The sequence below is a fragment of the Schinkia acidoalkalinis genome (assembly GCF_054301215.1).
The window spans coordinates 3,015,392-3,034,982 of the sequence record NZ_CP182573.1; the positions used below are offsets into that span (position 1 = coordinate 3,015,392).

Genomic DNA, 19,591 nt, shown 5'->3' on the forward strand with positions numbered 1-19,591 from the left:
GTATGAAGAATAATTGGTTTAAAAGGTTATTTGGTTTAGAAAATGAAGACGATGAAGAATTGGAATACAAGAAGAATTCCGAGCCGGAACAACTTGAGCAGCCACGGAAATTTCAAAATATACAAAAGCGGGATGCAAAGGTCGTTTATGATTATCCAAAAGGTCATTTTCGTTTTCCGTTAATCCCAGATGAAAATTATGATCAAGAGTCGGTTGTAAAATCAAACTCCAATCCTAATATAATGAATAATGCTCCACGGCAACGGCAAGTTGACCAAGAGAATTTTACTAGTACACTAGCCACTGACGACTATGGCCAAAGTATGACAAGAAAAGAATACAGAAATCGAAACAAAGGCAGAAGCCATCATCACGTAGAGCAAAGCCATCATATAGATAGTAACCGAGAAAGAGCCCGTGAGCCAATAAATCGTACCACTGTTAACTCAAACTCAAACGCGAAAAAGCCGTTTAGACCAACGGAAGTCCCATCACCGATTTATGGATTTAAGAGGCCAGAGCAACAAGAAATGAAGCTTCAGCAAGAGACAGCAGCTGCAATTGATAAATTTCAGGAAGTGAAATCCATAGAAACTGAATCTGTCAATGCTATAGAAGTTGATGAAATCATGGCTGATTCGGAAATTGAAGTAATAGCTGAAGCAACCTATGCTGATTTCGAAGTTGCTGCGGAGGAAGAAGCTGGTCAGGCCGATTTTGAAATTGAAGCAGTGGCCGAAGCAGTTCATGCTGATTCAGAAATTGAAGCAAGGGCTGAAGATATTCAGGCTAATTTCGAAGTTGCTGGGGAGGAAGAAGCTGGTCAGGCTGATTTAGAAATTGAAGTAATAGCTGAAGCAACCTATGCTGATTTCGAAGTTGCTGGGGAGGAAGAAGCTGGTCAGGCTGATTTAGAAATTGAAGTAATAGCTGAAGCAACCTATGCTGATTTCGAAGTTGCTGGGGAGGAAGAAGCTGGTCAGGTTGATTTAGAAAATGAAGCAGTGACCGAAGCAATTCATGTAGATTCAGAAATTGAAGTAGAGGCTGAAGCAACTCATGTTGAATCTGAAATTGCTACAGAGGCCTCAGCTATTTATACTAATCCCGAAGTTGCTGCAACGCTTGAGGCACCTTATGCTGATACCAAAGTTGAAGCAGAGCTTGAGGAAACTCACCAAAATCAACCAAAAGAAATAAACAGGAAAAGAAATGGCGTGCCATTTAATGTCATCATGTTAAAGAAAGACAGGGAAACAGCTCCTAATAAACAGCCTGTAAATGTAGTTCATAACAACGTGCTGATTAAGCCGCCATTAGGTCTTCTTGATGTGCCGCAACTGGAAGTTGATAAGGATGAAGAATGGCTTCATGAACAAAGCCAGTTGTTAGATCATGCCTTTGAAAGTTTTAATGTTGGCGCCAAAGTGGTGAAGGCTACAAAAGGACCTGCGGTTACACAATTTGAAGTTCAGCCTGAGTTAGGTGTTCGTGTTAATAAAATTACGAATCTATCAGATGATTTGAAATTAGCTTTGGCAGCGAGAGATATTCGCATCGAAGCACCTATCCCTGGTAAAAGCACGATTGGTATCGAGGTTCCTAATCGGAAAAGTCGGCCGGTGTTAATTCGCGAAATTTTGCGCAGCCCTGTATTTCAAAGGGATTCTTCGCCGCTTGTTGTGGCGCTTGGTTTGGATATTTCCGGTCAGCCGATAGTGACAGACCTTAAGAAAATGCCGCATGGTTTGATTGCCGGGGCAACTGGTTCAGGGAAAAGTGTTTGTATTAACTCGATTATTATCAGTTTGTTATATAAAGCATCACCACATGAGGTAAAGTTGATGTTAATTGACCCGAAAATGGTCGAGCTCGCTCCTTATAACGGCATACCACATTTAGTCAGCCCTGTCATTACAGATGTAAAAGCAGCCACAGCTGCATTAAAATGGGCTGTTGAAGAAATGGAACGGCGCTATGAATTATTTGCTCATGAAGGTGTTCGTGATATTTCCCGCTTTAATGAAAAGGTGTTAAATGAAAATCCAAAAGCTGAAATTATGCCGTATTTAGTGATTATCATTGATGAGTTGGCAGATTTAATGATGGTCTCTCCGGCTGATGTTGAAGATGCCATTTGCCGAATTGCGCAAAAGGCGCGCGCTTGCGGCATCCATTTGCTGCTCGCTACACAACGGCCTTCGGTTGATGTTATTACCGGCTTAATTAAAGCAAATGTACCTACTAGAATCGCATTTTCAGTTTCATCACAGGTCGATTCCAGAACAATTATCGATATAAGCGGCGCTGAAAAGCTATTAGGCCGAGGTGATATGCTATTTTTAGAAAATGGATCGAATAAGCCTGTTCGAATTCAAGGGAATTTTGTAAAGGACGAGGAAATTGAAAGAGTTACCCATTTTGTTAGGAAGCAAATGAAGCCAAATTATTTATTTGTTCAAGAGGAACTTATAAAACAGTCATTTGATATCGCTGCAGAGGATGAACTATTTGATGAAGCATGCCAATTTGTTATCGAACAAGATAGTGCATCTGCTTCAAGTCTACAGCGGCGTTTTCGGATTGGCTATAACCGCGCTGCTAGATTAGTAGATATGATGGAAGCGCAAGGAATCGTTTCAGAAACAAAAGGTTCTAAACCTCGTGAAGTTCTTATTTCAAAGGAGCAGCTAGAAAATATGCAATAAGATTGGGCTGTCTTAAAAATGTCTGATAGGAACGGTGAAGTATCAGAATCATTTTTTGAGATAGCCTCTTCACTTTTATTTTTCCGAAAGATAGGTATAATGAATAAAACAATTAACAAATAAGAAAAAGTTGAGTTATAATCAATAATTATAAGCTATAAAAAAACAGGCTCGAAATATGGCAAATATCATATACTAAATTTATCAGTTAAACATAGCTACGATTTAGATTGTGGAGGTTCTTTTTATGACAGTTTACCACTTTGTTGGAATCAAAGGGACGGGGATGAGTGCTTTGGCGCAAATTCTTAGTGATATGAATTATGAGGTCCAAGGTTCCGATGTTGATAAACGCTTTTTTACACAACAAGCGCTTGAAAATAAACATATTAAAATTTTACCATTTACAAAAGAGAATATAAAAAGTGACCAAACTATTATAGCTGGAAATGCCTTTCCAGACGACCATGAGGAAATTCAAGAAGCAATTAAACGGGGGTTGCCTGTATATCGGTACCATACCTTTTTAGGGAACCTTATTGAGAAGTTTACCAGCATCGCTGTCAGTGGCGCACACGGTAAAACATCTACCACTGGACTTTTGGCGCATGTCCTTAAGGCAGCAAAACCAACATCCTATCTGATTGGTGATGGTACAGGGGTTGGTACGGAAAATGGGAAGTATTTCGTCTTTGAGGCCTGTGAATACCGACGCCATTTTCTAAAATACCATCCGGATTATGCAATTATGACCAATATTGACTTTGACCATCCGGATTATTTTAGCGGCATTGATGATGTTTTTGACGCTTTTCAACAAATGGCACTACAGGTGAAAAAAGGAATCATTGCTTGTGGTGATGATGAACAGTTGCAGAAGATTCATGCCAATGTGCCGGTTTTATACTATGGCTTTAATCCTGAGAACGATTTTGAAGCTAGAAATGTGAATAAAACACCGGAAGGTACATCATTTGATGTGTTTATCCGTAATACTCTCTTCTCTTCCTTTAGCATTCCGACATATGGGGATCATAATGTTCTGAATGCATTGGCAGTGATTGCGTTATGCCATTATGAAGAGATACCTGTAGACGTGATTAAAAACCAATTATTAACATATCAAGGTGTAAAACGTAGATTTAGTGAGAAAAAGGCAGGCAATCAAGTATTAATTGATGATTATGCCCACCATCCGACTGAGATTAAAGCAACGATTGAAGCAGCAAGACAAAAGTATCCAGACAGGGATATTGTCGCTATTTTTCAACCGCATACATTTACGCGTACCCAAGCGTTTTTGGACCAATTTGCCGAAAGCCTTGCGCTTGCAGATTACGTCTATCTCTGCGATATCTTTGGCTCTGCCCGCGAAAATAATGGCAATTTAACAATCGTAGATTTACAAAATAAAATTGCAAATGCTGCGCTGATTAAAGAGGACCACACAGAAGTATTAAAACAGCATGACCAAGCAGTGTTGATCTTTATGGGTGCCGGGGATATTCAAAAATTCCAGGAAGCATACGAAATAGAAGTTAAAGGAATATAGGAAAAAACAGGGTTACTTTTGCTGGTAGCCCTGTTTTTTTGTGCATTTACATGGTGCGAAAGTCCACTGCAGGCTTGAAATTAGAACCTTCATCCAATAGCATGGATCCACTGACCCAACACGATTTCGAATCGCTGATATTTCTAAAACCCATACAGATCCAATCGCTAAGATTGTGCGGTAGAAGCTTCGCAAAGAAGGCATTCGAAAAGGGATTCCTGTTGTATTTTCAGACGAAAGCCCGATTGTCATTCGTGAAGAAATCAGAAAAGAAATTGCCAATGAGAATTCAGCAATTAGAAAAGCAAAAATGCCGCCTGCATCCAATGCATTTTGCCCTTCCACTGCTGGTTTAATCATGGGAGCCTATGTTGTAAGGGAAATTTTAAAGGATATTAAAATTAATAGAGTTGCGCCGGAATAAAAAATGAGGCTGATTGTTTGAGGCACTGAAAAAGGCTGACCATTAATGGTCAGTCTTTTTCAGTTTTTTGCCGATATGGTTGTATACCAACATGAATTTGATAGTTATTGTTGAGTAGTTATATAACTACTAAAATTGTCGAATAATATGAAAATTATGTGAAAATTGTATCTTTATGTAAATTAAAATGGTATTTTTATGGGAACAGACCCTTTAAATAAGGTTTGTTAAATAATAAGCGGGAAGATCAGTAAAAGTGATGAAATAGATCCATCATTACCTCAAGCTACTGATATGATGACCACCTATGAATATGATCGAAGAGGTCTATTGTCAAAGGAAATTAATCCTGCTGGGAAAATAACGTCCTTTAAATATGACAAAAATGGAAATACCCTCTCAACAACAGATAGAGATGGCTTAACGACACAGTTTGATTATGACAACATCGGTAACATTAAAGAAGTTCTCTATGATGATGGAAAACAAATAAACTATGAATACAACCCGCTTGGACAGATGACCAAAATCATCGACTGGCTTGGAACAACCAGCTTTGATCTTGATGTGCTTGGAAGAATTAAAAAGGTAAATGATTATAAAGACAAAACCGTGGAGTACACTTGGGGTGCAACGGGAGAAAAGCTTTCCATGAAGTATCCTGATGGCAGTCTTGTCAACTATGATTATGATTCGATGGGAAGGCTACAAAAAGTAACAGATGCAGATCAGGCCAGTACAACTTACAAATATGATATCCTAGGTAATGTCACGGAGAAACTTCTTCCCAATGGCATGAAGACAGAGTACAGCTATGATGCTCTTTCAAGGCTTAATAGTATGACCAACAAAGATAATAAAGGGAAAGTAGTAGATGCGTACAATTATGCCTATGATGCGGTAGGGAATAAGACCAGTATTGAAAGGAAGCACCAAGGTGATGGACTATTATCATCCGTGCTTGATCCGAATGAACCGACTGAAGGAATGACAAAGTATCAGTATGATTCTTTGTACCAATTGACTGAAGTAACTAATCCCAACAAGACGGTTGAAAAGTATTTCTACGATAAACTTGGAAACAGACTCCGACATGATCATGTAGCGTTCAATAAAGTGATATATGCTGAGAATTACAATTATGATGCTGAGGGAAGGCTTTCAGAGATTTCAGGAAGTACCATATTTAATGCCAAAGGAAAAGCATTTCAAGATCAAGTCAAAATGGAATATGACAATCGAGGTAATGTAACCAAGACCCTCTTTGGCGACAAGGTTTTATCAGAGTACACCTTCAATGCGGCCAATCAGCTTGAAAAAGCAACGAATTGGAAAAATGAATCGACCACTTTTTCTTATGATGGGCTTGGAAGAAGAGTTAGTCAGAGCATAGAAAAAGGGTATCCCAAAAATGCAGATATAGGGAAACTTTTTGATGAAGTAATGGCCACCCTTAAGGATCAGGATGGTGTGCTATCAAACTATCTGAAAACGGATGATGCATTTGACGCATTTGGCTCCCTTAAATCAGGGTCAAAAAATATAGACTATACCATGGATATCACTAGTCCGTATAACAACCTTATAGGGATGGAAGACGGTACCACACGTTCTACTTTTGTCTATGGGCTTGATGTGATCAGTATGACTGATCAAACGCTATCAAACCAAGGCAATAAAAACCTATTCAATCCAAAAAGTTCAGTTCAGAAGAATTACTACTTGCAAGATGAGCTTGGAAGCCCAATCAGACTGGTTGACAGCAAAGGTAAAACGACTGAAAGATATAGTTATGATGAATTCGGAGCACCAAATGGCCTCAAAATGGCATTAGGTTTGAGCAAGTCATCCAATCCATTTGGATTTACAGGGTATCCATATGATCCGTCAACAGGATTGCATTTTGCACAGGCAAGGTATTATGCAGCTGGGGTTGGACGATTTATAAGTGAGGATGGATATAAAGGGGAAATTACGAATCCACTGAGTCTTAACCCTTACACCTTCGTTCAAAATAACCCGGTAAATAATGTTGACCCTACGGGGTATTGGTGTACGTCTGCTGATGGAAATTGGTCTCATCCGGGCGGCTGTAACAGCGGAACAGATGGAGAGGTGTTCCGTGATGTCGGTACATCAAGTTATATTAACGATAGCAATGCTATCAACTTTGGAAGAACTATATTTGAAAATGGGATAGCTAAGGGAAAATGGTACCCCGACGGAGCGATTCATCTCGACTGTGATAACACAGGAATAACTGATGCTTTTATAGGATGTGCTTACGATAGTGACTGTGCAGGTTTCGTTACAGGTGGAATGGCTGAGGCTCCAGCTATCTATAATGGAGCGAAATCAGGAATTTCAAAGGGTTGGGATTGGGTTAAAGGATTAATTAAGCCTAAGGGTATAGATAATGCTATTCCTAACTTTAGTAAAGCTACAATAGACCCTAGAAAACTAACTGATTATGCCTTAAATCCTAATCATCCAGTTGGAGGGAATAAAGCAAAAGTATTTGAGAGTGCTCTAGGGTATAATCAATCTAATGCTGGTAAACTAATGAAACAAATTCAGAAAAATCTAGCAAACACACCTGCTACATTAGGGAAAGCAGACCAATACGGTCAAAGATATACTGTTGATATGCTAATAAAAGGTGCAAACGGTAAAACTGCCACAGTTAGAACAGGATGGATTATTAAGAGTGGCTCAAATACACCTGAAATGACTACACTATTTGTAAAGTAGGTGAAGATAATGAGTTTTGAAGTTAACGAAACTGTGATAATTTTAGAAGATAACCCTAATGAGGGGGTAAAAAAAGGGGATATAGGCACTGTAATAATGGTTTATGAAACACCTAATAAAGCTTATGAAGTTGAGTTTGTAGATGAAGAGGGTAGAGTCAAGTTCCAAGGAGTTTATCAATCAAATCAGATAGCTAAACTAAAATAATTTTATGATAAAACCTTGATTGGCTTAATGCCTTTCAAGGTTTCTTTTTTGTTGGTGGGGCTACCCAGTGACGAATAGTTCATTTTTTATGCAGAGAATACGAGTAATCCCTGTAAGTCCCATATTATGTTTTTACGAAATTATATAGTACGTACAACACCTTTAAAACGTATGCCCTATTTACTCTTTATTTCTTTAAGTAAATAACCATAATTTAATCAGTTACTACCATTTCTATTCTTCAAAGCCATACCTTCGCTTTCTCCCTGCCTTTTAAATTTATTCGCAACTTTTACGTACATAGAACGATTACTAGAACAAGAGGACTACTCCACCTCTATTAACTCCTGAATGTTGATTTCTAATACTTTACATACTGTTTCTAGTGTTGATAGGTAAACCCTGTCCACATTGTCTGAACAAAGATGGCTAATTGTATTTGGCCGCAGCCCAGCCATACGTGCCAATTCACGTTGTGAAAGGTCACGTTCTTTCAAGATTTCTTTAAGTTTGATTGATATAGGCATGATATTTCCCTTCCTCTGTTTATATTACTTTTACGATACACAATAAATTTGTATCGGTAAAGGGGTTGAATGTATCGCTAAAGCCGCATACAATAAATTTATACTAAATATAGCGGCTAAGCGTTACGTTAATTGAGATTAGCGTAACGGAGGGGGAAACTATTGTGAATGTTATCGGATATATTCGAGTATCTACACAAGGTCAAGCAAGGGATGGATATAGCCTTGCTTACCAAGAAGATGAAATTAAAGCCTATTGCCAGGCACAAGGAGACACGCTTTTACGCTTGTTTAAGGATGAGGGTATCAGTGGGGCTAAAGTCGATGAAGAAGCTTTAGAAGTGGACAGAATGGGCTTTCAGGAAATGTTGGAGTATCTCTCTCTCCGTGATGTGGATTATGTTGTCACACTTAATACAAGCCGTTTATGGCGGTCAGACATTGTGAAAGTGTTAGTCCATCGAGAATTGAAAAAGTATGGAGTGGACATTCGGAGTATTGAACAGCCACAGTATAGTATCCACAAGAAAGACCCTAGCGATTTTTTAATCAATGGTTTAATGGAGTTATTAGACCAATACCAACGATTAGAAATCTCTTTGAAGCAAGGGAGAGGGCGAAATAAGAAAGCCCAACAGGGCGGCTATGCAGGCGGGAATGTTGCATTAGGCTACAAAGTGAAGAAAGGTCAAAAAAGGCTTGTCATAGATGATAGACAGGCACAGACCGTACAAAGAGTGTTTGACTTAAAGGTACAGTATCCTTCATGGTCTTTAACTCAACTAGCGGAACAACTGAATGAAGAAGGACATCGAACGAAACAAGGAAAATTGTTTACCAAAGTCCAAGTCAAAAGGATTTTGGATAGAAAGGCATTTTATAGCGGCTTATACTGCTATGGTGAAATAACGGCAAATGGCAAACATCAAGCCATTTTATAACGGTTAACAGATAGAGAATGGATAGGCTTTCGTACCCTTGCGAGTCTCTAAGACTAACGCTCGACCTAAGGTTGCCGACATTCTCTGTCTTGCTTTAGCCGTTCAATCGAATATAGGGGTGAAGTTTTCTGATGAGAAGAGATAAGTATATTTATATAGGACTGGATTTACATAAGTTTCAGCATACAGCGGTGATATTGGATTGTTGGTTTGAAAAGCTAGGAGAAATGACGTTTCAAAATAAGCCATCCATTTTTCCGAATTTACTAGAGTATGTGAATAGGTACTTAACAGAAGGTTTGACCCCTGTATTTGGATTAGAAGATGTGGGCGGCTATGGAAGGGATTTAGCATTATTTCTGATAGAACAAGGCTACATCGTGAAGTTTGTCAATTCCTCTTTATCCAATTCAGAACGGAATAGCTTTGCGATGACACAAAAGAATGATAGTTGGGACGCTCAATGTGTGGCAAGGGTTTTAATACGTGACCTACCTTATTTGCCTGAAGCTACACCATCCGATATTCATTGGATAATTGCACAACTTGTTGGTAGAAGAAACGCTTTAGTAAAAGCACAAACTGCTTTAAAGAACCAATTACATATGCAATTAAACTATCATTATCCAAGCTATAAAGATTTCTTTTCAGAAGTGGATGGGAAAACCGCTTTGGCTTTTTGGGAAAGCTATCCTTCACCATCTCATTTGGAGGGGAAAACGGTAGAGAAACTACGGACATTTCTATTAGAAGCGAGTAGCCATGCTTGTTCAACTAGAAAAGCAGAACTGATATTATCCCTTGTTCAAGCTGATGGAGAAGTTAAACGAGAATATCAGACCTCTAGAGATTTTATCATTCAGAGCATAGTTCGAGATATTAGCTTTAAGAAACAGGAAATTAAGAAGGTTGAAAAAGAAATAAAAGTGACAATTCAGAAGTTAGGTATGCAGCTTGTCACTATGCCAGGAATTGATATCGTTACTTCTTCCGCTTTAATTGCAGAAATCGGAGACATTCATCGGTTCGCAAACTCTGACAAACTAGCAAGATACGCAGGGATAGCCCCTATTAGAATGGGTTCGGGTGGTAAAGAAACGATGAAGAAAACAAAGCAAGGCAACCGAAAGCTATATGATACCTTCTATAACCTAGCTGTACAACAAGTCCAAGTCTGTAAAGGAAGTAAAAAACCTCGCAATCCTGTGTTTTACACTTACTATAATCAGAAGCTAAGTGAAGGGAAATCCAAGTCACAAGCTTTGCTTTGCATTATGAGAAGATTAGTCAGAATAATCTATGGTATGATGAAAAATAAAACGGCTTATATTCTACCAAAAATGCCTGAAGCAATAGCTAGTTAATCAATTTGGGTGGTGGTTGAAAAAACTGCCACCTTTTATAAAATACATTTTTAGATATTCCTAAGGGTACTGCTAAAATTGGAGATACCTTCGGGAAAGCAGGAACATTGGTAAAAAATCCTGGAACAAAAATTGATTGGTCAAAAGTCTCCTCACATGCCTTGGAAAGAATGAATGAAAGAGGAGTGACAAAAAAAATGGCAGAATCATGGGTTAAAAATGGAAAGGCCCTTTCTCAAAATAATGGGAGCAAGCATTTATTCTTTTCAAAAGATGGAGCTGCTGTGGTTGCAAATGATGGAACGCTTGTCACTGTTATTCCAAAGAGTAAATATGACGATGCATATAAGGCACTTTCACAAGCTTTATATGGTAAATAAGGGAGGTAACCTATGGAAGATGAGATTATTGAAATAATTAACAAGTGGAATCCAATTGAAATATATCCACTTTTAAAAGATGAATATAATTTTGAATCTAAAAAACTAATTCATGCACTCGGGAAGTCTCATTCGATTGAAGAATTAGCTGAAGGAGTTTTCATTATTTTCAAGCAATCATTCGGAAAGGAATTTTCAAAATCTATTGAGGAATGTAGAGTAATTGCAGAAGAAATAATGAAGTATCAATAAGAATTTTAGTATATATTTGAACCTTGAAGTTTTTTTTCTTCAAGGTTTCTTTTTTGTTGGGTGCTTCTATTATTGTAGTTAAGATTTATTGAGTGGGAACACAAAACAAAGTCCTTTCTGCCAAAGGTGATACAGAGTAAATGAAGCAGATTGATGGAGGGAAGGACTGTACTCTTACCTGGGGAGGTCTGACCGAAACGCCTAGTTAACTTGGTAACCTATTCAGTGATGAATAGCTGAACGATCAGAAGTCAGCAGAGGTCATAGTACCTTATCCAACTCAGAGGATAAGGGAAGGACTAAACAATTGGGAAGAACGAGAACTATAAGAATAACAACTGTGGGGAAGCAGACAATCCGAAAAGTTTTAGGTTCCTGGCACAACTCGAATATTGATAGATTTTGTCAAAAGATTAATAGATTGTAAAATGAAGTTTCTATTAAAGTAATGTATGCTTAAAATGACAATTATGATATTGGAGAAAGGCTTTCCGGGGTAATTCGAAGCAGTTTAATGGATTTTAAAAGAAAACCCTTTCAAGAAAAAGTAAAAATGGAATATGACAATCGAGGCAATGTAACAAAGACTCTCTTTGGCGACAAGGTTTTATCAGAGTACACCTTCAATGCGGCCAATCAGCTTGAAAAAGTAACGAATTGGAAAAATGAATCTACCACTTTTTCTTACGATGGGCTTGGAAGAAGAGTCAGCCAGAGCATAGAAAAAGGGCATCTCAAGAATGCAGATATAGGGGAACTTTTTGATGAAGTAATGGCCACCCTTAAGGATAAGGAGGGTGTGCTATCAAACTATCTGAAAACGGATGATGCATTTGATGCATTTGGCTACCTTAAATTGGGGTCAAAAAATATAGACTATACCATGGATATCACCAGTCCATATAACAACCTTATAGGGATGGAAGACGGTACCACACGTTCTACTTTTGTCTATGGGCTTGATGTGATCAGTATGACTGATCAATCAAACCAAGGTAGTAAAAACCTATTCAATCCAAAAAGTTCAGTTCAGAAGAAGTACTACTTGCAAGATGAGCTTGGAAGCCCAATCAGACTGGTTGACAGCAAGGGTAAAACGACTGAAAGATATAGTTATGATGAATTTGGAACACCAAATGGCCTCAAAATGGCATTAGGTTTGAGTAAGTCATCCAATCCATTTGGATTTACAGGGTATCAATATGATCCATCAACAGGATTGCATTTTGCGCAGGCAAGGTATTATGCAGCTGGGGTTGGACGATTTATAAGTGAGGATACGTATGAAGGGGATATAACGAATCCGCTGAGCTTGAATCTTTATACGTATGTTTATAATAATCCATTAAAACACATCGATCCAAGTGGAAATGACGCGATAATTGTTACAGCGAGGAAAGCGGCTGGTGGAGCAGGTCATACTTCTGCGCTTTTCCAAAACGAGGATAAAAATGGGTTTTATGAAAGAGCCCAGAACACTCGTGACTTTAGTCGTGGGATGAATGAGCTTCGGTAAGGGGCAGGGCTTATGCCCTGTCAATATACCGACATATATTACCAAAAAGTTAGTATAAATGATAAAAAATAAAGGAAAGGAAGCTCTACCTATGTTAAGATAAAACTGAGGTGACTTGTATGGCAGAGGTCCATCATGGTCGTGAATATGTCTATTCTTTTCAATATCATCTTGTTTGGTGCGTAAAATATCGACATGATGTTTTGGTTGATCAAATTGAGGCTGACATTAAAACGATTATACAAGCGATTATGGGGTGGGCATCTCTGGAATCCAAGCTACTTTGTTGCGACGGTAAGTGAGAATACTAAAGAACAAATTCGTTGCTACATTCAAAACCAACAAAAGAAGAGCTAGGTAAGAAAAAAATAGCGAAAGGAGCTGAATCCTGATGGTAGGCCCAACCTATATCCTAACATTGCCATTAAAAACAGAACGCTGGCAAGAATATATCTTGGAAAAACGATTAGAAATTGCGCGACAAATCTATAATGCCTGTCTAGGTGAAGCCCTCCGCCGCTATAAATATATGGTAAGAAACCCTAGTTACTGGGGCGCTGTTCGGATGGAGAAAGGAAAAGAGCGCAATCAACACCTTAGACAAATCAAAGAACGATACGGTATGGATAAATACTCGTTAAATATGTATGTGCAAGAGATGGGGCGCCTATTCAAAAAGAATATTGGCTCACAAATGGCACAAAATCTCGCAGAACGAGCCTTTTCAGCTGTAGAAAGAGTGATGTATGGGAAAGGGAAAAAGGTTCGCTTTTGTCCGAAAGGACAATTTTTCTCTGTTGAAGAAAAAACAAATCAAACAGGCTTCCGCTATTTTAAGGATAAAAAAAGGGTGGAGTGGCTTGGGCTTGTCATGCCCGTTATTTTAAAACCTAAAGATGAATACGCTTACATTGCGCTGCTTGATAAAATTAAATATTGTCGTTTACTTCAAAAGATCATTCGTGGTCAAAGTCGTTATTTTGTGCAAATGGCATTAGCTGGTTTTCCACCAAGAAAGCGAAACCAAAAGTACTCTACCAACGAGAATGCTCGAGTTGGTTTGGACATAGGAACGTCCACCTTAGCCTTTGCTAGTGAAACAGAAGTAGGGCTCCTAGAATTAGCCGAAAACATTAAAGTAGATGAAAAGCAGAAACGGATTCTGCTCCGTAAGCTGGACCGACAACGAAGAGCAAACAATCCAAACAAATTCAATGAAGATGGAGCCATTACGAAAGGGAACAAAGAAAAATGGATTCACAGTAAAAACTATATAAAGACAAGGCTAAAACTGGCGGAAATTCAGCGGAAGATGGCGGACAAGCGTAAACAATCACACAATAAGCTTGCCAACCATCTCCTTTCACTTGGCCTAGACATTCGGGTGGAACAGATGAATTTCAAGGGCTTGCAGCGAAAGGCAAAAGAAACAACCATCAATGAAAAGACTGGAAAAATAAATGCCAAGAAACGATTTGGTAAATCAATAGCGAGTCGTGCACCGGCTATGCTGATTACCATCATTGACAACAAACTTACGTATCACGGCTTACGTATTAAAAAGATAGATACAGCCAAAGTAAAAGCCAGCCAATTTGACCATTTCACACAAAACTATGTGAAGAAACCATTATCAAAAAGATGGAATCACTTTGAACAAGGAGACGTGCAACGGGACCTATATAGTGCCTTTTTAATCATGAATACGAAGGATAATCTACGTGAAATAGACGTAAATCGTGCAAAGGAAACATGGCAACACTTTTACGAATTACATGAACAAGAGATGGAACGAATGAAACATTTAAACCAAAATCAAAGAAGCAATATTGGATTGTAAAAACAGAGATTCAAGGGTTTTGAACCGAGCCCACAGGGCGTTAAAGCTGCACAAGTAGCTTTTCCCATGAAAGTTTAAGGGAAACCAAATCAGTGGTTGGTGTCCGCACTCGCTTGCGAGTGTCATCCAAACGAAGTTTGGACAGTACCTTAGAACCTCGTGACTTTAGTCATGAGAGGTTCAGACAAATATTTTACCCTAAAACGAGAGGAAATTTATACCTTTGAAGAGAATGTTTGATATAGTTATATTAGGGTAAGTATGAAAATAGAGGAGGCCTCTTTAGTAATGATCGAAGTTTTATATTTTAGTATCGCTCTAATCGCAATTGCATTCACAATCCTCGTAATTTATGTCAACAAAATGCTTAACTCTGTTAATCGAACATTGGACAGCGTGGCGCAAACACTAGATGGACTTGAAAAACAACTGCAGGGTGTTACTTCTGAAACGACGACTTTGCTTCACAAGACAAATGAGCTAATGGAGGACATCCAAAAAAAGTCTGAATCTGTAAATACTTTGGTAACTTCGATTCGTGATGTAGGCGAGACTGTTCAGCGTTTAAATTCATCTTTTCGCAAAGTTGCTGATAAAGTGAGCTATGAAGCTGAACAAAAAAATGAGTCAGTGACACAGGTTGTTAGCTGGAGTACAGCTGTCATCGATATTTGGAAACGCATAAAGGAAAACAAAAAACCAAAAATTGGAGGGGAATCAAATGAGCAATAATCAAGATCAGATTAACAGTAAAGATTTTTTAATTGGCACATTAATCGGTGGTATTGTAGGGGCCTCCATTGCATTATTATGGACTCCAAAGTCAGGCAGAGAACTGCGTACAAGCATTAACGAACAAGCTCATATTGCTAAAGAAAAAGGCGAAAGACTGGCCGAAAGTGCAAAACAAAAAACGACGGTATTACTTGATAAAGTGAAAAGTGTTGGCTGCTGCCAAAATGACGAAGATCTAGTTGAAGAACAATTGACGGCAATGGAAGGAAATAATGGGGAAGCTGCTGCTGCAGTGGAAGTTGCCGGAATGGAAAATGCTCGTGTTGAGGAAGATATTGATGGTGTGAAAGAAGAAGAGCAAAAACTATAGGTTGTTAGGAGAGAAATATGAGCAAACAACAAGTAACATCGGTTGAAGAATTTACCGGCATAGTAACTAGTAATGAAAAATTTTTATTAATTAAACATAGTGTAACCTGCCCAATCAGTGGAAATGCTTTTGACGAGTATGAGAAGTTTACGTCACAATCAGATTTTCCAACCTATTATTTGTATGTTCAGGATGCAAGGCCGCTTTCAAACTATGTTGCTCAACACTTTGGGGTGAAGCACGAATCTCCGCAAGCCCTACTCTTTGCAGAGGGTAAAGTAATATGGCATGCCTCCCATTGGGATATCACAGAAGCTACATTAAAACAAGCGATTGATAAATAAAAACAGAAAAGGATCTGTCTCCTTTTCTGTTTTTATGTTGTCACCAACGGCCACTCAATAGCAAGTTCATCGCCTGGTGCTAGTCTTTCAAAAAAGGTAGCTTTGCTGCCATTTTTTAAAAGTGTAAAATTGCCGGAATGTTCATTTGGCAATTGGATTTGGACATAACGGAAAATATCTTGAAAAATAAAGGGCTCAACCTTTTTCTCTATCGCTTGGATCTGGTCTCCTGCATTTAATCGACTTTCTTCATTTAGCAATTCTCCATTCCGGAATACATCGACTGCGCTTTTTCGTAAGCTGATTTGCTGGCCATTGAAAATAACCGGGATTTGATAATACATTGACAGTCCCTTTTCATCCAATAAATCTTTAACAGTTGGGCTGGCTCCTTGCTTGATTGTTATTTGATCCTGATTATTAATCGCCGCCGTTATTTTTGCTTCTAAACCGTTTTTATAAACCATGGCAGAGAATTTTGGTAATGGTACTTTGGCCCGATTATAAAAAATATAAAATGGTTCAGCGATTTGCTGGAACTCATCGTTTTTTACAATCTGCAACAGTTCGTTTATTGTTTTGGGATAATTAGTTTCAATGACATCATGGTCCTGAAGAGCCTCTTCCATTGTAACCTTTTGCCCATTTTTAAAAATAACCATATCAATATTAAGAGGTAGTCCATTCACAGAAATCTGCATCGTTGGCGCAGTTTCAATTAAGTCTTTCATTTTTATTTCAGCCGACTTACCATCTGCACCTTTTTCAACTATGATGGAATCTCCTTCGTTTATTGCATCATCCAGTGACGTCCTTTGTCCATTTTTTAATAAAATAGGGGGACCACCATGTATCCCTGGAATCGTAATATCGCGATTATTCAATGTTATAATCATGGCCATTCCCGGTTTCCCGTATAGTCTATTTAACTCAACTCCTGCTGCTAATAGACTATCTCCCACCGTTAATTCCTTCATATCAAAAAGACGAACCGGCATTTGATTAACAGTAATTGAAATGTATTGAATAGGGCTTTTCTTAGCAGCAATGGCAATCCCAATTGGAGTAACCAACTCAGGCCCTTTTGTTATCTGTTCGGCAAGTTCAAGGTCTTGAATTGCATCAATTCCCCTTATGGCGACACGATTGTCAGGAAGATTCAGCTTTTTTGCTAAAAGACTTGGCAGTTCAGGTGTTAGACTACCGCCCCCGACAAGCATCACGGCTTTAGGGGATTTATGATTGTTCAGTGTTAAAATTTCATTGCTGATAGAGGAGGCAAGCTTGTCCAAACTTCCCAAAATACTTTGGACGACTTCCTCTTTTGAAATTTCTGTTTCAAATCCTAAAATATCGGTGATTTTGATTTCATTATTCGTGGACAAGTCTCTTTTGGCTTTTTCAGCCAGCGGGAAATCAAGCAAATACTGATCACTGATTGCTTCTGTAATTTCGTCGCCGGCAATGGGAACCATTCCGTAGGCAATCACTGTTCCTAAATCAGTGATGGCAATATCTGAAGTACCTGCGCCAATATCAACTAAAGCTACATTTAACCTTCTCATTGATGGCGGAATAAGGACATTAATAGCTGCGATTGGTTCAAGAGTTAAGGCGTCCATTTCAAGACCTGCGCGGTGAAGGGCAGCGAGTAAGGATTCGACAACTACTTTTGGCAAAAAGGTAGCAATCACTTCTACGGAAGCCCGTTCCCCTTGCTGGTCAACAAGACTGCCAATTTCATCTTCATCAAGAAGGTATCTTAATACAGAATAGCCTACACAATAATAATGGACACTTTGAATTGCCATATTCTCTTGTGCTAATTCTTTTTGTGCTTGTTGAACCGCACTCAGTTCAAGATGGATGATATCTTGTTTATTAATGATTGGTTTGCCGGAAATATCGACGCTTACCCTGGACTGTTTTGTTTTTAAGGCACGGCCTGCAGCAGCCACACAAACTTTATGTAACGTACCATGTCTTTTTTCTAATTTTTCTTTAATTTCCTGAATAAGCTTGGCTACCGCAAGAACATCATGAATCTGTCCATCCAACATGGCTCGGTTTTTGTGTTCTTTTACTTCAATATCTATGATTTCATAGCCATTTTCTTTCTTCCTTAAAATAATTCCAACCACGGATCTAGTTCCGATATCTAAGGCGAAAATAGAGGATTGGTCGAACAAGGAAAACACTTCCTTTCGATAAATGCTTTAGCACTTAAAAGCGTTTAATTAATAAAGAAAATCTTCGTGACATTTAAGTCTATATTGTTTATAATAAACTCTAATCATTTAGAAATGTAACATAAATTTAAAATCTTATAAACAATTTAAAGGGAGGATATTCAAATGAGTAATGTTGAATTAGATACACTGCGTGCACAGCTCGATGAAGTGAACCTTAAACTCTTAGAATTAATAAATAAACGCGGTGAAATCGTTCAGGAAATTGGCAGAGTTAAAGAAAAGCAAGGCGTAAATCGTTTTGATCCAGTGCGTGAGCGTCATATGTTAAATTTGATTACAGAAAATAATAATGGACCTTTCGAGAATTCAACGATTCAGCATATTTTTAAGGAAATTTTCAAAGCTGGCCTAGAAATGCAAGAGGACGACCATCGTAAGGCACTTCTAGTATCACGTAAGAAAAAAGCAGAGGATACGATCGTCGATATTAAGGGAGAAAAAGTCGGCGATGGCAATGTACATTTTGTCATGGGACCTTGTTCAGTCGAATCGTATGAGCAAACAGCAGCTGTTGCGGAGGCAGTTAAAAAACATGGCATAAAGCTATTGCGCGGTGGAGCATATAAGCCAAGAACATCTCCATATGATTTCCAAGGACTAGGTTTAGAAGGATTAAAAATTTTAAAGAAAATTGCCGATGAGTATGATTTAGCGGTCATTAGTGAAATTGTAACACCATCAGATTTAGAAGCGGCAGTTGAATATCTTGACGTAATCCAAATTGGTGCACGCAATATGCAAAACTTCGAGTTGTTAAAAGCAGCAGGCCAACTTAATAAGCCAATTCTCTTAAAGCGGGGCTTATCAGCAACGATTTCGGAATTTATCAATGCGGCTGAATATATTTATTCCCGTGGAAATGGCAATATTATTTTATGTGAACGAGGTATTCGCACATACGAAACAGCGACAAGAAATACGTTAGATATTACAGCAGTACCTATTCTGAAGCAAGAAACACATCTTCCAGTAATGGTAGACGTAACCCATTCTACTGGTCGAAGGGATTTGTTATTGCCAGCAGCTAAAGCAGCGATTGCGATTGGTGCAGACGGTGTAATGGCTGAAGTACACCCTGATCCAGCAGTAGCGTTATCTGACTCAGCACAACAAATGGATATACCAACTTTTGATAAATTTATGAATGAATTACTAACGAACGTAAAAGTAAGAGCATAGTACGAACAGGCTGACCAAATAGCAGGCCAGCCTTTTTCGTGTGTAAAAATGAAAGATATTAATTATATTCCACAAGCCGATTATTACGACCGGGTTTGATTGGACACCGGCGAAAAATAATGATCAGATGCTATTCGAAGACTCTAAGCGGAAAAACACGAATGTAGTCTCACCTCTCTGAAATACCCAGATGTTCATTCGTGTCCGCTTAGAGTCTTGCTTTACTCCGTATTTTAGTAGTGTCCAATC

General features: G+C 38.5%; 16 protein-coding genes and 2 pseudogenes. 16 read left to right on the top strand and 2 right to left on the bottom strand.

The features are described from left to right. The first annotated feature begins 2 nt into the window (after positions 1 to 2). From ACNQFZ_RS15265 to ACNQFZ_RS15285, 5 genes and pseudogenes are all read left to right on the top strand, one after another. Complete coding sequence (locus ACNQFZ_RS15265; RefSeq protein WP_458412184.1) at positions 3 to 2,708, top strand: DNA translocase FtsK; 2,706 nt, start codon at positions 3 to 5, stop codon at positions 2,706 to 2,708. 247 nt (positions 2,709 to 2,955) lie between these two features. After that, positions 2,956 to 4,260, top strand: a complete 1,305-nt coding sequence (gene murC / locus ACNQFZ_RS15270; protein ID WP_458412185.1) for a UDP-N-acetylmuramate--L-alanine ligase — start codon at positions 2,956 to 2,958, stop codon at positions 4,258 to 4,260. 109 nt (positions 4,261 to 4,369) lie between these two features. Continuing rightward, positions 4,370 to 4,684 (top strand): annotated as a pseudogene (locus tag ACNQFZ_RS15275) (tRNA threonylcarbamoyladenosine dehydratase); the annotation flags it as partial. 330 nt (positions 4,685 to 5,014) lie between these two features. Then, complete coding sequence (locus tag ACNQFZ_RS15280) at positions 5,015 to 7,435, top strand: RHS repeat domain-containing protein (RefSeq protein ID WP_458412186.1); 2,421 nt, start codon at positions 5,015 to 5,017, stop codon at positions 7,433 to 7,435. Positions 7,436 to 7,444: 9 nt separating this feature from the next. Beyond that, positions 7,445 to 7,642 carry a DUF4926 domain-containing protein gene (locus tag ACNQFZ_RS15285; RefSeq protein WP_458412187.1) on the top strand — a complete coding sequence of 66 codons (198 nt, stop codon included), beginning with the start codon at positions 7,445 to 7,447 and terminating at the stop codon, positions 7,640 to 7,642. Between the two features lie 326 nt (positions 7,643 to 7,968). Here ACNQFZ_RS15285 and ACNQFZ_RS15290 read toward each other — a convergent pair whose 3' ends face one another. After that, positions 7,969 to 8,169 carry a helix-turn-helix domain-containing protein gene (locus ACNQFZ_RS15290; protein ID WP_458412188.1) on the bottom strand — a complete coding sequence of 67 codons (201 nt, stop codon included), beginning with the start codon at positions 8,167 to 8,169 and terminating at the stop codon, positions 7,969 to 7,971. A gap of 164 nt (positions 8,170 to 8,333) precedes the next feature. Between ACNQFZ_RS15290 and ACNQFZ_RS15295 the strand changes: the two genes are divergently transcribed. The 10 genes and pseudogenes from ACNQFZ_RS15295 to ytxJ all read left to right on the top strand — a co-directional run bounded on the left by ACNQFZ_RS15295 (position 8,334) and on the right by ytxJ (position 15,911). Next, on the top strand, positions 8,334 to 9,110 hold the full coding sequence (locus ACNQFZ_RS15295; RefSeq protein WP_458412189.1) for a recombinase family protein: 777 nt from the start codon (positions 8,334 to 8,336) through the stop codon (positions 9,108 to 9,110). A gap of 131 nt (positions 9,111 to 9,241) precedes the next feature. Continuing rightward, the gene (locus ACNQFZ_RS15300; RefSeq protein WP_458412190.1) at positions 9,242 to 10,474 is read left to right on the top strand and encodes an IS110 family RNA-guided transposase; all 1,233 of its coding nucleotides are present in this window, start codon (positions 9,242 to 9,244) and stop codon (positions 10,472 to 10,474) included. Positions 10,475 to 10,671: 197 nt separating this feature from the next. Continuing rightward, a complete protein-coding gene (locus ACNQFZ_RS15305) occupies positions 10,672 to 10,854 on the top strand; it encodes a hypothetical protein (RefSeq protein ID WP_458412191.1) in 183 nt (60 codons plus the stop codon). A gap of 12 nt (positions 10,855 to 10,866) precedes the next feature. After that, positions 10,867 to 11,106 carry a DUF1871 family protein gene (locus tag ACNQFZ_RS15310; protein WP_458412192.1) on the top strand — a complete coding sequence of 80 codons (240 nt, stop codon included), beginning with the start codon at positions 10,867 to 10,869 and terminating at the stop codon, positions 11,104 to 11,106. 514 nt (positions 11,107 to 11,620) lie between these two features. Beyond that, on the top strand, positions 11,621 to 12,622 hold the full coding sequence (locus ACNQFZ_RS15315; RefSeq protein ID WP_458412193.1) for an RHS repeat domain-containing protein: 1,002 nt from the start codon (positions 11,621 to 11,623) through the stop codon (positions 12,620 to 12,622). A 119-nt stretch (positions 12,623 to 12,741) separates the two neighbouring features. Then, positions 12,742 to 12,979, top strand: a pseudogene (locus ACNQFZ_RS15320) (transposase). A 34-nt stretch (positions 12,980 to 13,013) separates the two neighbouring features. Beyond that, entirely contained in the window at positions 13,014 to 14,462 is a 1,449-nt protein-coding gene (locus ACNQFZ_RS15325; protein WP_458412194.1) for an RNA-guided endonuclease TnpB family protein, read from the top strand. 288 nt (positions 14,463 to 14,750) lie between these two features. Continuing rightward, positions 14,751 to 15,194, top strand: coding sequence for a DUF948 domain-containing protein (locus tag ACNQFZ_RS15330; RefSeq protein WP_458412195.1), 444 nt, complete (start codon positions 14,751 to 14,753; stop codon positions 15,192 to 15,194). Further along, positions 15,184 to 15,567 (top strand): YtxH domain-containing protein, encoded by a 384-nt coding sequence (locus tag ACNQFZ_RS15335; RefSeq protein ID WP_458412196.1) that lies wholly within the window; start codon positions 15,184 to 15,186, stop codon positions 15,565 to 15,567. Before ACNQFZ_RS15330 ends, ACNQFZ_RS15335 begins: the two co-directional genes overlap by 11 nt. A 17-nt stretch (positions 15,568 to 15,584) precedes the next feature. Beyond that, positions 15,585 to 15,911, top strand: a complete 327-nt coding sequence (ytxJ, locus tag ACNQFZ_RS15340; RefSeq protein WP_458412197.1) for a bacillithiol system redox-active protein YtxJ — start codon at positions 15,585 to 15,587, stop codon at positions 15,909 to 15,911. Between the two features lie 32 nt (positions 15,912 to 15,943). Here the strand turns inward: ytxJ and ACNQFZ_RS15345 are convergent, their stop codons facing one another. Beyond that, positions 15,944 to 18,100: a cell division protein FtsA gene (locus tag ACNQFZ_RS15345; protein ID WP_458412198.1), complete on the bottom strand. Its 2,157-nt coding sequence runs from the start codon at positions 18,098 to 18,100 to the stop codon at positions 15,944 to 15,946. A gap of 165 nt (positions 18,101 to 18,265) precedes the next feature. Here ACNQFZ_RS15345 and ACNQFZ_RS15350 point away from each other — a divergent pair, with 165 nt between their 5' ends. Then, positions 18,266 to 19,342 carry a bifunctional 3-deoxy-7-phosphoheptulonate synthase/chorismate mutase gene (locus tag ACNQFZ_RS15350; protein ID WP_458412199.1) on the top strand — a complete coding sequence of 359 codons (1,077 nt, stop codon included), beginning with the start codon at positions 18,266 to 18,268 and terminating at the stop codon, positions 19,340 to 19,342. Positions 19,343 to 19,591: the final 249 nt, after the last annotated feature.

Bases quoted from the DNA above. Each gene is read 5' to 3' on its own strand.
- ACNQFZ_RS15265 (WP_458412184.1), top strand. From the start codon at position 3: ATGAAGAATAATTGGTTTAAAAGGTTATTTGGTTTAGAAAATGAAGAC.
- murC (WP_458412185.1), top strand. From the start codon at position 2,956: ATGACAGTTTACCACTTTGTTGGAATCAAAGGGACGGGGATGAGTGCT.
- ACNQFZ_RS15285 (WP_458412187.1), top strand. From the start codon at position 7,445: ATGAGTTTTGAAGTTAACGAAACTGTGATAATTTTAGAAGATAACCCT.
- ACNQFZ_RS15290 (WP_458412188.1), bottom strand. From the start codon at position 8,169: ATGCCTATATCAATCAAACTTAAAGAAATCTTGAAAGAACGTGACCTT.
- ACNQFZ_RS15300 (WP_458412190.1), top strand. From the start codon at position 9,242: ATGAGAAGAGATAAGTATATTTATATAGGACTGGATTTACATAAGTTT.
- ACNQFZ_RS15305 (WP_458412191.1), top strand. From the start codon at position 10,672: ATGGCAGAATCATGGGTTAAAAATGGAAAGGCCCTTTCTCAAAATAAT.
- ACNQFZ_RS15310 (WP_458412192.1), top strand. From the start codon at position 10,867: ATGGAAGATGAGATTATTGAAATAATTAACAAGTGGAATCCAATTGAA.
- ACNQFZ_RS15315 (WP_458412193.1), top strand. From the start codon at position 11,621: ATGGATTTTAAAAGAAAACCCTTTCAAGAAAAAGTAAAAATGGAATAT.
- ACNQFZ_RS15325 (WP_458412194.1), top strand. From the start codon at position 13,014: ATGGTAGGCCCAACCTATATCCTAACATTGCCATTAAAAACAGAACGC.
- ACNQFZ_RS15330 (WP_458412195.1), top strand. From the start codon at position 14,751: ATGATCGAAGTTTTATATTTTAGTATCGCTCTAATCGCAATTGCATTC.
- ACNQFZ_RS15335 (WP_458412196.1), top strand. From the start codon at position 15,184: ATGAGCAATAATCAAGATCAGATTAACAGTAAAGATTTTTTAATTGGC.
- ytxJ (WP_458412197.1), top strand. From the start codon at position 15,585: ATGAGCAAACAACAAGTAACATCGGTTGAAGAATTTACCGGCATAGTA.
- ACNQFZ_RS15350 (WP_458412199.1), top strand. From the start codon at position 18,266: ATGAGTAATGTTGAATTAGATACACTGCGTGCACAGCTCGATGAAGTG.